Annotated in this window: 12 protein-coding genes and 1 riboswitch; of the genes, 7 read left to right on the plus strand and 5 right to left on the minus strand. The window is 51.8% G+C overall.

The window, feature by feature from the left end; genetic code table 11:
• Positions 1–8 precede the first annotated feature (8 nt).
• Positions 9–920: a 5-dehydro-4-deoxyglucarate dehydratase gene (gene kdgD / locus H8K29_RS13345; protein WP_186885168.1), complete on the minus strand. Its 912-nt coding sequence runs from the start codon at positions 918–920 to the stop codon at positions 9–11.
• 362 nt (positions 921–1282) lie between these two features.
• Positions 1283–2032 (minus strand): FadR/GntR family transcriptional regulator, encoded by a 750-nt coding sequence (locus H8K29_RS13350; protein ID WP_186897972.1) that lies wholly within the window; start codon positions 2030–2032, stop codon positions 1283–1285.
• Between the two features lie 129 nt (positions 2033–2161).
• On the opposite strand from H8K29_RS13350, the gene H8K29_RS13355 reads away from it, so the two are divergent.
• On the plus strand, positions 2162–3007 hold the full coding sequence (locus H8K29_RS13355) for a D-hexose-6-phosphate mutarotase (protein WP_186897973.1): 846 nt from the start codon (positions 2162–2164) through the stop codon (positions 3005–3007).
• Between the two features lie 141 nt (positions 3008–3148).
• Here H8K29_RS13355 and H8K29_RS13360 read toward each other — a convergent pair whose 3' ends face one another.
• The 3 genes from H8K29_RS13360 to glyA form a co-directional block, all read right to left on the minus strand.
• Positions 3149–3895: a sulfite exporter TauE/SafE family protein gene (locus H8K29_RS13360; protein WP_222611480.1), complete on the minus strand. Its 747-nt coding sequence runs from the start codon at positions 3893–3895 to the stop codon at positions 3149–3151.
• A 14-nt stretch (positions 3896–3909) separates the two neighbouring features.
• Positions 3910–4383: a transcriptional regulator NrdR gene (gene nrdR / locus H8K29_RS13365; protein WP_186885172.1), complete on the minus strand. Its 474-nt coding sequence runs from the start codon at positions 4381–4383 to the stop codon at positions 3910–3912.
• Between the two features lie 92 nt (positions 4384–4475).
• The gene (glyA, locus tag H8K29_RS13370; RefSeq protein ID WP_186885173.1) at positions 4476–5726 is read right to left on the minus strand and encodes a serine hydroxymethyltransferase; all 1251 of its coding nucleotides are present in this window, start codon (positions 5724–5726) and stop codon (positions 4476–4478) included.
• 145 nt (positions 5727–5871) lie between these two features.
• A riboswitch (ZMP/ZTP riboswitch) is annotated at positions 5872–6005 on the minus strand.
• A gap of 241 nt (positions 6006–6246) precedes the next feature.
• Between glyA and H8K29_RS13375 the strand changes: the two genes are divergently transcribed.
• The 6 genes from H8K29_RS13375 (at position 6247) to H8K29_RS13400 (ending at position 14989) form a co-directional block, all read left to right on the plus strand.
• Positions 6247–6999 carry an SDR family NAD(P)-dependent oxidoreductase gene (locus tag H8K29_RS13375; RefSeq protein ID WP_186897975.1) on the plus strand — a complete coding sequence of 251 codons (753 nt, stop codon included), beginning with the start codon at positions 6247–6249 and terminating at the stop codon, positions 6997–6999.
• Positions 7000–7138: 139 nt separating this feature from the next.
• Positions 7139–7537 carry a tol-pal system-associated acyl-CoA thioesterase gene (ybgC, locus tag H8K29_RS13380; RefSeq protein WP_186897976.1) on the plus strand — a complete coding sequence of 133 codons (399 nt, stop codon included), beginning with the start codon at positions 7139–7141 and terminating at the stop codon, positions 7535–7537.
• 85 nt (positions 7538–7622) lie between these two features.
• Positions 7623–8315 carry a protein TolQ gene (gene tolQ / locus H8K29_RS13385; RefSeq protein WP_186885175.1) on the plus strand — a complete coding sequence of 231 codons (693 nt, stop codon included), beginning with the start codon at positions 7623–7625 and terminating at the stop codon, positions 8313–8315.
• A 16-nt stretch (positions 8316–8331) separates the two neighbouring features.
• Positions 8332–8775 (plus strand): ExbD/TolR family protein, encoded by a 444-nt coding sequence (locus tag H8K29_RS13390; protein ID WP_186897977.1) that lies wholly within the window; start codon positions 8332–8334, stop codon positions 8773–8775.
• Positions 8776–8781: 6 nt separating this feature from the next.
• Positions 8782–10677: an autotransporter assembly complex family protein gene (locus H8K29_RS13395; protein WP_186897978.1), complete on the plus strand. Its 1896-nt coding sequence runs from the start codon at positions 8782–8784 to the stop codon at positions 10675–10677.
• Position 10678: 1 nt separating this feature from the next.
• Positions 10679–14989, plus strand: coding sequence for a translocation/assembly module TamB domain-containing protein (locus H8K29_RS13400; protein WP_186897979.1), 4311 nt, complete (start codon positions 10679–10681; stop codon positions 14987–14989).
• Positions 14990–15110 lie beyond the last annotated feature (121 nt).

Consider the following 15110-nt stretch of genomic DNA (forward strand, 5'->3'; position numbering starts at 1 on the left):
ATCGCCGTTTATTGCGCGCCTTGCTTGAGTATCAGTTCGCGCAACATTTCATCTTCGGCGGCCGTCAAGTCAGTCAGTGGTGCGCGGACTGGGCCTGCGCTATGGCCGACCAGACGCGCACCTGCTTTAACGATACTGACTGCATAACCTGATTTACGGTTACGGATATCCAGATAAGGCAGGAAGAATTCGTCGATCAGACGATTGGTTGTCGCGTGATCATCTTTGGCGACAGCATGGTAGAAGTCCATCGCCAGTTTCGGTACAAAGTTAAAGACGGCAGAAGAATACACCGGCACGCCCAATGCTTTATAGGCGGCTGCGTAAACTTCGGCTGTTGGCAAACCGCCCAGATAGGTCAGGCGATCACCAAGACGGCGCCAGATAGAAACCATCAGTTCGATATCGCCGATACCGTCTTTGAAACCAATCAGGTTAGGGCAGCGTGCCGCCAGAATTTCAAGCGAGTTCGCCGTCAAGCGGCAGATGCCACGGTTGTACACCACGACACCGAAGCTGACCGATTTACAAACTTCTTCAATATGCGCAATCAGGCCATCCTGACTGGCTTCAGTCAGGTAATGTGGCAACAACAAAATGCCATCCGCACCCAGACGTTCTGCTTCTTGTGCGTAAGCGATAGCAACGCGGGTAGGGCCGCCGGCACCTGCCAGAATAGGTACTTTGCCACGGCATGTGTCAACCGCGACCTTAATGATGCTGCTGTATTCGGATGAAGTCAGTGAGAAAAATTCGCCAGTACCACCAGCGGCAAATAAAGCACTCGCACCATAAGGGGCCAGCCAGTCCAGACGATCCGCATAGGTTTTTGCGTTGAAGTCGCCATTGGCGTCAAAGTCTGTCAGCGGAAAAGACAGAAGGCCGGAAGAGAGGATTTTTTTCAGTTCTTGTGGGTGCATGATGTCTCCAAAAGTAAGCGTCTGGTGATCGGTTTCACCAGAATCATTAAGGTAAATAAAAGTCTGGAAATTTAAATTCAAAAATACATGTACGACATCGTACAACTGATTTTATGTTGATGCAACACTGAATATTCATAAATTCAATTCAGCTGTTGGTCAGGTGGTTTGTCCGGTGGTTTGTCAGGTGGTTTTTTTGAGGGGGCAGGTGCAGCGCTACGTCAGAGCGCAGAATATCGGAGTTTTATCGTCAGCGTCACTGATTGGACGTGCGCAAAGATACGACCAGCGTAGGTCGGTCACTTTGACCGGCCTTTATTGTTGGTGCATGGCAGACCGGCGGTTTTTGTATGGCGAAGGATTTACTGCTGATCAGTCTCGAACTTCTGTTGCGCGAGGCGCAAACGTTCGCGGCTATTGCTGAGATGAGTGCGCATAGCGGCGCGGGCAGCTTCCGAGTCTTTGCGTAAGATCGCATCGTGTATATCTTCATGCTCGCGATTGACCCGTTCCAGATAGCTGTTGCTGGCTTCATCGCTCAGCGCTGCGGAATCCAGGCGCGCACGGGGAATCAGTGTGCTGCCGAGGTCAGAAAGAATATCGACGAAATAGCGGTTGCCGGTTGCTTGCGCAATCAACTGGTGAAAACGCATATCTGCGTTCACGGATTCTGTATCCCGTTGTACATGTCCCAGAATATCTTTTAATGCCAGACTGAGTTCTGCCATTTGCACGTCGGTACGCCGTAATGCTGCCAGCCATGCCGCTTCGGTTTCAAGGCTGATACGCAACTCCAGAATGTCGAGAACGTCACGCACCGTAACGATGGCTTCTTTATGCAGGCTCAGCGGATTACTTGGCGGTTCCTGAATGAAGGTGCCGATACCATGACGTGTCTGTACTAAGCCTCCGGCCTGTAAGTGGGAAATTGCTTCCCGGACCACAGTGCGGCTGACCTCGTATAATTCCATGATGGCGGATTCGGTCGGTAATTTATCCCCAGGTTTCAAGGCGCCGCTACGAATTTTTTCGGTGATATTTTCTGCCAGACTTTGCGAGAGGCTCTTATGTTTTCTTCTGGTGTTATTGGGAAATAAGGCTGATTTTTCCATCGCAGTATCTATTCGCCGTAGAGATGATTTTGGCGCGATTGTATAGGAAAACGCCTGTTAAATGTTATACGATGTCGTATAAATGGCGACGTTGTAAGTGAATTAATCAAAATTAATCAAAATTAATCGATGATGAACAACAATAAAAAAACAAATGCAGACTGGATAGCGTTGCATACCAAAAATCATGCGCGATGCAATATCCGTGTTCAAGGCGCACATATCGCCTCCTGGTCACCGGCCGGTCGCGATGAACAGTTATTTATGAGTCGTCTTTCTTCCCCAGATCAGAGTCAGCCTTTGCGTGGCGGCATTCCTCTCATCTTTCCTCAGTTTGCTGACTTGGGGCCATTACCCAAGCATGGATTTGCCCGCACGGCAATTTGGCGGCTTGAGGATGTGCAGCAGAACGACGATACGGCAAGCGCGATACTGGTGCTGACGGATACCCCTGAAAGTATGCAGTTTTGGCCGCATTCATTTACTGCGACGATACGCATCACCTTAACCGACCAGGCCTTACAGGTCGATTGGCAAGTGCGGAATGAGGGCGTACAAACAATGTCGTTTCAGGCTGCGTTGCATACCTATTTCCGCGTCGCAGAAGGGCAATTTGCGACGATACTGGGGCTGGCAAATAGCCCCAGTTACAACAAACTTACACAGGAAAAGGCAGCGGCAAACGGAGCGAATCAACTGATTGTGAAAAATGCGATTGACAGTATTTATGCGCAAACACCAGACCATCTGATTTTGCAGACCGGTCTTGGCGAGCTGCAAATTGACAAGCATGGTTTTCCCGATACGGTCGTATGGACTCCCTGGGATGAGGGCGCGCGGCAAATTGCGGATCTCGCAGATGATGAAGGGCGTGCGTTCATCTGTGTGGAGGCAGCTTGTGTAAATGTTCCCATTATTTTATCGCCGCAACAAAACTGGAACGCTAGTATGAAGTTGGAATGCTCAGAAGAATAAGCCTGCGGTGCGGAACCGCATTACTTAGATGACCCGTACCCGAATTGGGACACAGTACACAGCAAAACAATGGTGCAAAGAGATGTCAGACACAGAATGTGGAGCATGCCATTGCTCTCGCGACCTAAACACGGCATAAACTTACGCCATCAATCCATCCCACAATAGTTTGACGCCGGAAAGCCCGAGCGCTGCGGTTGCGAACAGATAAAACGGACGTTCCGGGATGCGCTGTAAAAGACGCATGCCTATCCACACGCCCGCTGGTACCAGCGGCAGCAGTAAGGCGGACATTGTCAGTGTGTCGACGCTGAACAGGCCCAGCGCGATGTAAAACGGCAGTTTCGCCAGGTTGATGACGGAAAAGAAAAAGACCGTGGTCGCGACGAAGGTTTCGCGCGGCTGCCGCCATGACAGCAGATAGATCATCACCGGTGGCCCGCCGGCATGCGCCAGTGTGCTGGTAAAGCCAGCACCAACGCCGCTGAGCCAGCCAAAAATACGTGGTGGACGCTGTTCTGTCGTTGCCTGGCCGCGATGACGTAGTAGCCGGTCGAGGGTGAAACCGACGGCGATCAGTCCTATCAGTCCTTTCACCAGTTGGTCGGACATGACGCCAAAGGCCAGCGTTCCCAGCACGATGCCAACGATGGCGCCCGGTATCAGTACTTTCAGATCACGCCAGTCGGCTTTGCCGCTCCAGGCGCGGATGCCGACCATATCCATCGCGATCAGGATAGGCAGCATCACTGCTGCTGCGTTACGCGGTGAAATCCACAGCGAAAGAAAGGGAACGGCCAGCCCGCCCAATGCACCACCCAGCCCTGATTTAGAAATCCCGGTAATCAGAACCGCAAAGGCGGCAACCAGCCAGCCGGCGGTGTTCATGTGCTCCATGTTGCTTATTTATTTTTTGAAGTTTTGTTGTCGACATTCACTTCTTGTATCGCCTCGGCGAATTCAGAAATGTCTTTAAAGCTTTTGTACACCGAAGCAAAACGGATGTAGGCGATTTTATCGAGACGTTTTAATTCGTGCATGACCAGTTCGCCCAGATGGACGGACATGATTTCCCTTTCGCCGCTGGAGAGCAATTTTTCTTCTATGCGTTGAATGGCGCTGTCGATGGCTTCGGCAGACACGGGGCGTTTGCGCAGCGCGAGCATGAAGCTGGCGCGCAGTTTATTCGATTCATATTCAGTGCGGCTGCCATTTTTCTTGACGATGACAGGCATCACCAGTTCCACCCGCTCATATGTGGTGAAGCGCTTATCGCAATCTGCGCAGCGACGACGACGACGGATAACATTGCCTTCTTCGGAAACACGCGTATCGATGACCTGAGTATCAATATGATGGCAGTAAGGACATTTCATGAATAGAGCCGTAGTGGGTGAGTTTGTCTGTCAGACAGCGACAATTAAAAAAACGCCACTCGGCTGAGTGGCGTTTTGATGACGACCAGAAATTACTTCGCGTACACAGGGAAAGCGCTGGTCAGTTTTTTCACTTCTGCTTTGACGCGTTCTATGGTTGCCGCATCGTTAGGATTATCCAGCACGTCAGCAATCAGATGACCGACTTTAATTGCTTCCGCTTCTTTGAAACCGCGGGTGGTAAATGCCGGGCTGCCCAGACGGATACCGGAAGTGACCATCGGTTTTTGCGGATCGTTAGGGATACCGTTTTTGTTGCAAGTCATGTGTGCGGAACCGAGGATTGCTTCGGCTTCTTTGCCTGTCAGACCTTTAGGACGCAGATCCACCAGCATCACATGAGATTCAGTGTGGCCGGAAACGATGCGCAGACCGCGTTCTGTCAGTGTTTGCGCCAGAGCCGCTGCATTTTTGATGACTTGTTGCTGATATTCTTTGAATTCAGGAGACAGCGCTTCTTTGAATGCGACTGCTTTACCAGCGATCACATGCATCAGCGGGCCGCCCTGAATACCAGGGAAAATCGATGAGTTAATTTTCTTAGCGATCGCTTCGTCATTGCTCAGTATGATACCGCCGCGTGGGCCGCGCAGGCTCTTGTGCGTGGTAGAAGTGACGACGTCAGCAAACGGCACTGGATTCGGATACACGCCCGCAGCGATCAGGCCGGCATAATGCGCCATATCGACCATAAAATACGCGCCGACTTCTTTGGCGATTTTGCCGAAACGTTCAAAATCAATACGCAGTGCAAATGCAGATGCACCAGCGATGATCAGTTTTGGTTTGGTTTCGCGCGCCAGTTTTTCCATCGCATCGTAATCGATGTCTTCCTGTGCGTTCAGGCCGTAAGACACGACATTGAACCATTTGCCTGACATGTTCAGTGGCATACCGTGCGTCAGATGACCACCTTCAGCGAGGCTCATGCCCATGATAGTGTCGCCCGGATTCAACAGCGCAAAAAACACGCCCTGATTCGCTTGCGAGCCTGAGTTTGGCTGTACGTTCGCAAAGTTAGCGCCGAACAATTGTTTCAGACGATCAATCGCCAGTTGTTCGACGACATCGACGTGTTCGCAGCCGCCGTAGTAACGTTTGCCTGGATAGCCTTCGGCATATTTGTTGGTCAGCTGTGAGCCTTGTGCTTCCATTACGGCTGGCGAAGTGTAGTTTTCAGACGCGATCAGCTCAATGTGATCTTCCTGACGCTGGTTTTCTAATTGTATCGTCGCGAACAATTCGGGATCGATATTGGCGAGAGTATGGTTTTTTGCAAACATGGTTTTCCTGACTATCGTGAGAGTGAGTTAAATAAGTGAATTCAACAAGCGCATTAAACTGTTTAAGTAAACGAGATTGGTGATTGACTTCAATGAGGTGTCAGTCTGACGCGGACGAAGAGAGGCAGCCTCACTACTTTTACCATCAGGCTACCCAGGCGCACGGCTGGGATCACGGAACACAGTAACCCCGACATCTCACGCTTCCCGATGGATCTCCATCTTTTGCAGCCGCCCTGATCGGGATCAGCCACAATTTCGCCAGTCACGTGAGACAAAATGGTGCTGAGATTTTACGTGATGCGCTTTGAATGGGCAAGCCACTCATCGGCACATGATAGATATGGTTATTTTGCTAAAAAATAACTGCTTTCGTTTTAGTCGCAGTCTGTCTGTTCTGACCTGCATCGCAAAAGCCCTTAGAATAGATATCTGACAGATATTTGTTTCCGGCTACGACAAACGCGGCAAACACGGCAAACAAGCGCATTTTTCATTCAATGGCATAAAGGATTTCAGCATGATCGTATTAATTACAGGTGCAAGCTCAGGTTTTGGCGAAGAAATGGCGCGTAAATTTGTACGCGAAGGTCATCAGGTCATCGCTGCCGCCCGTCGGCTCGAACGTTTGTCTGCTTTGCACGCAGAGCTGGGAGACAAATTATTGCCGGTCACGATGGATGTGACGCAAAAGTCTTCGATTCTGCAAGCGCTGGCAGATTTGCCTGCTGCCTGGAAGAAAATCGATGTGTTGATCAATAATGCCGGTCTGGCATTAGGAACCGAACCCGCCCATCTGGCTTCGCAGGATGAGTGGGAAACCATGATTGATACCAACACAAAAGGTTTGGTGACCGTGACGCGGGCAGTTTTGCCGGACATGGTGGCGCGTAACAGCGGCATGATTATCAATATCGGCTCGATTGCTGGCTCAACCGCTTATCCGGGAGGCAATGTGTATGGCGCGACCAAAGCCTTTGTCGATCAGTTCACCAAAAATCTGCGGGCGGATATGGCGGGCACCGGCGTGCGCACGACGAATATTGCACCGGGCTTATGTGGCGGTACCGAATTTTCAAATGTGCGTTTCCGTGGCAATGACGATGCTGCCGCGAAAGTCTATGAAGGCACGGTGCCGTTGACTTCGGTCGATATCGCTGAAACCGCCTACTGGATTGCGACTTTGCCCGCGCATGTCAACATCAACTATATCGAGATGATGCCAACCTGCCAGGGCTTCGGGTCGCTGAACATCAAACGCAACGTCGTTTGAGCAGATTTTTGCTGAAATAATACTGGGGGGAGTATATTTAAAAGCCCTTTGTTTATGCTGACATTAAGGCGAAACAGGCAGATACTCCCCCTGTTTATGAAAAACACCTAGTTAAAAAAGCGAAAATCGGCTGCTCATCATGAATAATTTCAACTGGAATGTGCGTGTGTATTACGAAGACACGGACGCAGGCGGCATCGTCTTTTATGCGAATTACCTGAAGTTTTTTGAACGCGCCCGCACTGAATGGTTGCGCGCCACCGGCATCCATCAGCAGGAAATGACGCAGGCGCATCAGGTAATGTTTGTCGTCAAAGCAAGCACAGTCGAGTATCATGCACCCGCCAGACTCGACGATGAACTCCGTATCACCGCCGTGGTCGAAAAGCTCGGACGGGCGTCGATCGTGTTTGCCCAGGAAGCCTGGTACGGCGAGCGCTTGCTGGCCAGCGGCAAGATTAAAGTCGGCTGCGTCGGCACGGAAAGCTTGCGCCCGGCAGTCATCCCGGATGTGGTCGCGGAAAAAATTTCTGCCTGATCTGCCTGATGTTGCTGGCGCTTGCCAGGCGATCAGAATGTACTTTTTACCCTTTGTTATTTGTTGTTCTCAACTCTGATTCAATATGAACGTTACTCAAGACCTTTCTTTTTTAAGCCTGATCAGCAATGCCTCAGTACTGGTGAAACTGGTCATGTTGATTCTGCTGGGCGTGTCTCTGACCAGCTGGACCTATATCTTCAGCAAAATGTTTGCGATCAAAAAGGCACGTGCGCAGACCGAAATCTTTGAACGGAATTTCTGGTCCGGCGGCAATCTGGTCGAGCTGTATCAGGATGCCACCAGCAACCGTCGCGGTCGCGATAAAACCGGTTCGATGGAACGTATTTTTGAAGCCGGTATGAGCGAATACCATAAAGTCAAAAACGCGAATAAAGCCTCGCTCGATGCCAGCGCGATGCTCGATGGTGCCCGCCGTGCGATGCGCGCCGCGTATCAGCGCGAGATGGATATGCTGGAAGCGCATTTATCGTTTCTGGCCTCGGTCGGCTCGGTGTCGCCGTACATCGGTTTGTTCGGTACCGTCTGGGGGATTATGAATTCTTTCCGTGGTCTGGCGAATGTGCAGCAAGCGACGCTGGCTGCGGTGGCGCCGGGTATTGCCGAGGCGCTGATTGCAACGGCGATCGGTTTGTTTGCCGCGATTCCGGCGGTGCTGGCGTACAACCATTATTCGCATGACATTGATCGTCTGGCGATTCGTTTTGAAACTTTTATTGAAGAGTTCTCCAACATTCTTCAGCGTCAGTCACGTTAATGCAAAGTGAGTCAGCATGAGTTACCTGCGTGGCGAACGTAAACGCAAATTCAAAGCCGAGATTAACGTTGTTCCCTACATCGACGTGATGCTGGTATTGCTGGTGATTTTCATGGTGTGCGCACCGATGACTAATCCCAGCGTGATCAATTTGCCGACGGCTGGTCAATCGACACAGCCGCCGTCAGAATATATTGAAGTCACTTTGCGACCGAATGAGCTCGCAACTATCAGCGTCAACAGCAAAAACGGCAGCAATGGAAATAATCGTCAGGAAAGCAAAGAAGAGGCGAAAAATCGCCAGCAACTGCTGCTGAAATTGCGCGAATATCACGAAGCAAAACCCGATCTGTCGGTACTGGTTTCTGCGGATAAAGGCATTATTTATGACGACGTGGTGCAGGTGATTTCTGAAGCCAAAAAACTGGGTATCAACCGCGTCGGGCTGGCGACAAAATAAATCAGCATGATGCCTATTCGCAAATGCCTGGGTTTTTCTGGCTGGCTGTTATACGCAGCGGCAATACCTGTTTTTGCGCAGGAAAAACCAGTGTTGCCGCCAGCTGTGCCGCTGGCGCAGACACAGGCAACGCCAGAATCGGAGAGTGCTACCGAAGGTGATGCGGACGTTGTCGTTCGCCGCACCAGCGGACGTTTTCGTTTACAGGCAGCGAACACTGACTGGGCTAATTTGCTGCGCGAGCATATCGCTGAATTTTCCGGCAGCAGCGAAGCTCAGAACGTCACGCCGGGCTTGATCCGTCGCTTACGTCAGGACATCAGCGGTATTCTCGCCACAGAAGGTTATTTCTCCCCGCAGATAGAATTTCGTAATCTCGATGACGTCGGTACTACGGCCAATTCAAATTCGGCCAATGCGAATGTCGCTGAAAAAGTGATTGAGGTTGTGGTCGATGCCGGACAGCGTACCGGCATAGAAAATGTCACACTGACTTTTCAGGGAGCGTTTGCCGATGCACTTGCGGCGGACGATGCGATCGCAAAACAGCGGCGTATTGGTCTGATCGAAGACTGGGGGCTCGGTGTCGGGCAATTTTTCCGTGAGTCTGACTGGCGCGACGCCAAAACACAGCTGACCGAAACACTGCGTTCCGATGTGTATGCCGCTGCGCGTATTACGGACAGTGCAGCGAACGTCGACGCCGATAATTATCGCGCCGATTTACAGGTCGAAGTCGATAGCGGGCCACCATTTTTTCTGGGCGAATTACGGGTCACCGGTTTGCAGCGCTATCCGCAATGGCTGCTCGATCGCTATCAGCCACCGGTGCGTGGCGAAGCCTATTCACGCAGTCGCTTACTCGAATTTCAGCGCAATTTACAAAATTCGCCTTATTTTGGAACAGTGGCGGTATCGATAGATCCCGATCCTGAAAAAGCCAGCGCAGTACCGGTTGAGGTGAACCTGATCGAGCGCAAAGCGCGTGATCTCAGTTTCGGTGTCGGTTACAGCAGCAATACCGGTTTTCGCGGCGAGATCGCTTATCGCGACCGCGATATCCTTACAAAAGCATGGGATCTGCGCAGCGCGATACGGATAGAACAAAAGCGTCAGTTGGGCTATGCCGATATCTATCTGCCACCGCACGACAATAAACTCGATTCGTTCGGCGTGATCATGGACAGGCAGGACGTTTCCGGTGTGAAGTCCTTACGCAATGCAGTCGGGATCAAACGCACGAATACCCACGGCCATATCGAACAAAGGTTGGCACTGAAACTGATACGCGAACGAAAAGAGGTTGAGGGCGAAGAGGATTCCGTCAGCAAGGCGCTGGTTGCCAGCGTAGGCTGGACCTGGCGTGATGTGGATAATGCGTTTGCGCCGCGTCGCGGTGAGATTTACCAGCTGGATCTGGATGTATCCGAAAAAGCTTTGTTGTCTGATCAGCGTTTCATCCGTAGTTACGGTAAATATCAGCGCTGGATACCGGTCGGGCGCACCGATAGCGTTATTCTGCGAGCCGAAGCCGGTCAGGTTTTTTCTCCGAAAAATGAAGGCATTCCTGAAGATTATTTATTCCGTACCGGCGGCAGTTCAACGGTGCGTGGTTATGCTTACCAAAGTCTGGGTGTTCAGCATCCGAGCGCCGTTACTGGCGGGCGTGTGATGGGCGTTGCCAGCGCAGAATATGTACACTGGCTCAACAGTACCTGGGGTGTCGCCAGTTTTGTTGATGCCGGTGATGCCGCCGACAGTTGGAAGAAATTCAGTTTACATAAATCGCTGGGTGTCGGTGGCCGTTATCACACGCCGGCGGGGCCGATTGCGCTTGATCTTGCTTATGGTTTGCAAACCAGAAAAGCGCGCCTGGATTTTTCTATCGCGATTGCCTTCTGATATGACCGACATCGAAAAAACAGAGACACCGGCCAACCCTGAGCAGACGACTGCAAGTATTCCGCCTGCACGTCAGCGGCGCTCCTGGATATTTCATTTTGCGTGTGTACTGGTTTTGCTGTTGCTGTGCTGCGGACTGCTGCTGACCTGGGTTGTGAAAACCGAGAGTGGCAGCCGGAGTTTATTTGCCCTGATTGATTACGTGAGTATGGGTAGTCTCAAAGCGAATGGCATTCAGGGCAGTATCGGTGATGACATTCAAATTGAAGAGTTGTTATTGAAGACACCGACGCTGGAGATCAAAGCCAGCGGCGTGCAGTTAAGCTGGCATCCTGCTGCTTTGTGGCGTAAGCAAGTGCTGGTTGATCGCCTGCAGGCCAGTTCTTTGCTGGTGGCGACCGCATCCAGCAACACGCCTGCAAGTTTGCCCGCCGATCTGGGGTTACCGTTTGCATTGCAGGCGCGTGAGTTGGCGCTGGGGCGGCTGGTGGTGGCCGATATTCTCGCCGGTGGTAAACAAAAAGAAGTCGTAACGCTGACTGCGCTGAAGGGCTCATTAGAATTCGTCGCACAGCAGTATCGAGCGCAATTGGCACTGAGTTCGCCGTGGGGAAATGCCAGCGTGACATCGGCAACGATGGCGAGTCAGCGCCCATTTGCAATCAAGGGCAATGCGCTGTTGCAGGGGCAAGTCAGGGCCGATGTGCCGCCAGTCGCGGCACAACTTCAGGTTGCTGGCAGCCTGCAGGAACTGCAACTCGCTTTACAGGCGCAACTGCAGGAAAAATTAATCACACCGGCGGTTTCTGCTGAGGTAGAAAAAAAGCCGGTCGCAGATAAAAAAACAGCACACCTGAATGGCACGGCCAGCGCCTTGATTGCACCATTCGACGCGCAGATCTTCAAAAGCGCCCATGTCGATATTCAACATTTCAATCCGGCTGCCTGGGCCAGAGCCGCACCGGAAGCCGATCTGCGGCTGCTGGCAGATTTGCGACCAAAATCAGGGGAAAAAGCACAGCAAAAATCTGAGCAAAAAACAGCACAAAAAGTACAGCAAAAAGCGCCTCAGAATATCGAAAAAAATATTACAAAAAGTACTGCGAAAAATATCATTCAGCCAGCCTCAGCCAACTATGTTGAAGGTGAGATTTCTGTCACGAATGCTGCATCCGGCCCACTCAACAGAAATGCGATACCGCTTCGTTCAGTCAGTGCGAGCCTGAACTGGCAAGCGACGCATCTGGATTTCAGTAATCTGGTAGTGCAAGTTGAAAGTACAGGGCAGATCCGTGGTGATGCCAGCATTGATCTGCAAGGTGCTGCGACCCGTGCCCATGCGCAGCTGAGCCTGACGAATATTGATCTGAAGCAGATCGATCAGCGCTTGCACAGCACACACATTAATGGCAGTGCCAAAGTGCAGACGGCGGCAAATCAGACCATCCTGACTCAGGCACAACTGAGTGACGGTAAAGCCCGTCTCAATACCGAACTCAGCTACGATCTGAATAAAGTATTGCTGAGCTTAAGCAAGTTTGAATTGCAGGCGGAAGACTCCCGGTTGGAGGCGAAGGGCGAGATAGCTTTCAGTGGCAACCAGGTATTTCATTTCAAAGGCAATCTCAGTAATTTTGATCCGGCTCGATGGATGGCGACACCAGGCGGACGTTTGCAGGCGGAATTCAGTACCGATGGACAATTACAGCCACGTTTGCAATTGCAGGTGAAGCTGCCTGCGTTGCAGGGTCAATATGCGGGGCAGCCGGTGCAAGGGAATGTCGATCTGCAATGGCGTCAGGATCAGCAATTGACATTGCGGCAGATGGATCTGCGCTGGGGTAAAAATGTGCTGAAAGGGAAGGGGGCATGGGGAGCTGTGGGCGACGTGCTGACGCTGAATCTCGATGCGCCGGAATTATCCGAATTAAATACCTTGTTCGGCAGCGGCTCACTGGCCTTCGGCGGCAAGTTGAAAGCCGATGTGCAGTTGCAGGGGCGCTTTAATGACATGGCGGGTAGCCTGACGACGGAGGCGGAACAATTCAGTTTCTCGCAAAATAATAAAACCTACACCATTGCAAAATTATCCGGCAAGCTCAGCCTGAGTAAAGGTCTGGATGGTCAGATTGATGGCGACATCAGTGCGCAGCAACTGGGTGGCGATTTTCCTGTCTTGAATGATGCCGATCTGTCTGGCGTCGTACAGAAAGAAAAAATACGGCAACTGCATGTGCAGCTCAAAGGTAAAAAAGCGGCGCATACCTTGCAGGCTGAGGTCGCATTCAGCGGCAAACAGCAATTGAATCTTGCCGCGAATGGCGCGCTTAATGCCGGTGCTAAAAATGATCTGAGTCATTGGGAATGGAAAGGACAATTGCAGTCACTGACGCTGACGGGGAAGCCTGACTTGCGTTTAGTGAGTCCTGCCAGTTTGCAGATAACACCAGATTCATTGCGCCTTGGCAGTCTGCAATTGCAAAGTGAACTGGCGAAGCTGACCTTGGATCAGTTTGAATGGTTGCCGGGAACGCTGACAACCAAGGGCAGTATGAGCGACGTGCGTCTGTTGGATGTGGTCAACCTGTTCCGGCCACAATACACGGTCACCGGAAATCTGAAACTCAATGCCAAATGGGATCTGCAACTGAAAGACAGTGTGCGCGGCGATATCCGTATCGAGCGGCAAAGCGGAGATCTGCGCTTCAACGATCCTGACGGTACCGGCACCCCAGTGCCCCTTGGCATACGTAATGTGCTGATGCAATTACGCATGGGCGGTCTGGTTGCTGGTACCGATGGCGAACGTATGCAACTGACGGCAACAGCCGATGGCTCTCGTCTGGGGCAGTGGCAGGTGAATGCCGATTCTGTTCTGAGCAAACAAGACGGTCGATGGACGATCTTGTCCGGTGCCGGATTAAACGGACGCATCAAGGCATTGATTCCTGATCTTGAATGGCTGGGCCCATTGATTAATCCCGGCGTTGTACTGAAGGGAAAATTAAATGTGGATGGTATGCTGATGGGAACGATAGGTAAGCCACGTTATCGCGCAGATGTCAGCGGCCGTGATCTGGAACTTGCGTTTGCGTCTGAGGGCTTGTTATTGCCAAACGGCTTATTGGAAGCGCATATCGAAGACAATCATCTGACGCTCACTCAATTGCAGTTTTCCAACACAGTGACAATGTTGCCACCGCATGCGCAGTTTAAAGGTGTGGACATGCTGGGTAAGCGCGGGGAATTCAATGCCAGCGGCGAGATTGATATTGGTAAAGAAACCGGATCGATACAGGCGCAATGGCAGCAATTTCCTATGCTGCAAAGAAAAGATCGCTGGCTGGTGGTATCAGGGCAGGCCAGTATCAATGAATCGAAAAACATCTGGAGTCTGACCGGAAAAGTGATGGCGGATGGCGCGTATTTCAAATTGCCTAAAATGCCGCCACCAAGTTTATCCAGCGACGTTCATGTCACGCGAAAAACGGACAAACGTGACGCCAGAACGGCAGATGCAGCACCAGCGAAGAAGGGCCTGAAGACGCGTGTTGATGTCAGTTTTGACATGGGGCCCCGTTTTGTTTTTGTCGGACGCGGACTCGATACCGGGCTAGCGGGCAGTTTGCGCATGCGCTCGATTGATGGCAGTCCGTTACAGGCAACTGGCACGATCAATACTGTCAGAGGTGTGTACGAAGGTTACGGGCAACAGCTCGCGATAGAGCGCGGCATCCTGAATTTTCAGGGGCCACCGGCGAACCCCGGACTGAATATCCGCGCCTTGCGTCAGGGCCTGGCGGTGGAGGCTGGGGTTGAAGTGGTGGGCAGTGTCGCCGCACCGCAAGTTCGCCTGGTTTCGGAGCCAGCGGTGCCTGATGCCGAGAAATTATCCTGGCTGGTATTGGGGCGGGGTTCTGATCAGTTAGCCGGTGGCGATGCTTCTTTACTGATGTCGGCTGCGACCGCGATCTTCGGCGGCGATGGCAGCCGGAATATTCCGCGCGATATTGTGCAAGGGCTGGGCTTTGATGAATTCTCAATTGGTGCTGCCGGGCAGAATTCGTCGTCACATGTTCCGGTACAGACGGTGGCTGGCGCCACTGGCACCAGCAGTTCGTCCGGCAGTGATAAGGTCGTTAGCGTTGGAAAACGACTGATGCCGGGGCTTGTGCTTTCTGTGGAGCGTGGTCTTGGCGACGCCAGCGGTGCGATTCGTCTGAGCTGGCAATTAACCCGCCGCATCACGGTGATCGGGCGCGCAGGCAATGAGTCGGCAGTGGATGTAACTTACACTTTTTCTTTTAATTAAGACTGATGCAAAACGGCTCCAGCGGCGTTGCGGCTGCTGGTCGTCACAATTTCGCATCAGTCCTGAATCTCTCAGGCTGATTGGCGACGCAGTCTTCATACTACTGAACATCTTCGCCTCC

Source organism: Undibacterium sp. CY21W (assembly GCF_014284265.1).
Classification (GTDB): Bacteria; Pseudomonadota; Gammaproteobacteria; order Burkholderiales; family Burkholderiaceae_D; genus Undibacterium; species Undibacterium aquatile.

Excerpts from the sequence above, each read along its gene's own strand:
- kdgD (WP_186885168.1), bottom strand. The coding sequence starts at position 920 with ATGCACCCACAAGAACTGAAAAAAATCCTCTCTTCCGGCCTTCTGTCT.
- H8K29_RS13350 (WP_186897972.1), bottom strand. The coding sequence starts at position 2,032 with ATGGAAAAATCAGCCTTATTTCCCAATAACACCAGAAGAAAACATAAG.
- H8K29_RS13355 (WP_186897973.1), top strand. The coding sequence starts at position 2,162 with ATGATGAACAACAATAAAAAAACAAATGCAGACTGGATAGCGTTGCAT.
- H8K29_RS13360 (WP_222611480.1), bottom strand. The coding sequence starts at position 3,895 with ATGAACACCGCCGGCTGGCTGGTTGCCGCCTTTGCGGTTCTGATTACC.
- nrdR (WP_186885172.1), bottom strand. The coding sequence starts at position 4,383 with ATGAAATGTCCTTACTGCCATCATATTGATACTCAGGTCATCGATACG.
- glyA (WP_186885173.1), bottom strand. The coding sequence starts at position 5,726 with ATGTTTGCAAAAAACCATACTCTCGCCAATATCGATCCCGAATTGTTC.
- H8K29_RS13375 (WP_186897975.1), top strand. The coding sequence starts at position 6,247 with ATGATCGTATTAATTACAGGTGCAAGCTCAGGTTTTGGCGAAGAAATG.
- ybgC (WP_186897976.1), top strand. The coding sequence starts at position 7,139 with ATGAATAATTTCAACTGGAATGTGCGTGTGTATTACGAAGACACGGAC.
- tolQ (WP_186885175.1), top strand. The coding sequence starts at position 7,623 with ATGAACGTTACTCAAGACCTTTCTTTTTTAAGCCTGATCAGCAATGCC.
- H8K29_RS13390 (WP_186897977.1), top strand. The coding sequence starts at position 8,332 with ATGAGTTACCTGCGTGGCGAACGTAAACGCAAATTCAAAGCCGAGATT.
- H8K29_RS13395 (WP_186897978.1), top strand. The coding sequence starts at position 8,782 with ATGATGCCTATTCGCAAATGCCTGGGTTTTTCTGGCTGGCTGTTATAC.
- H8K29_RS13400 (WP_186897979.1), top strand. The coding sequence starts at position 10,679 with ATGACCGACATCGAAAAAACAGAGACACCGGCCAACCCTGAGCAGACG.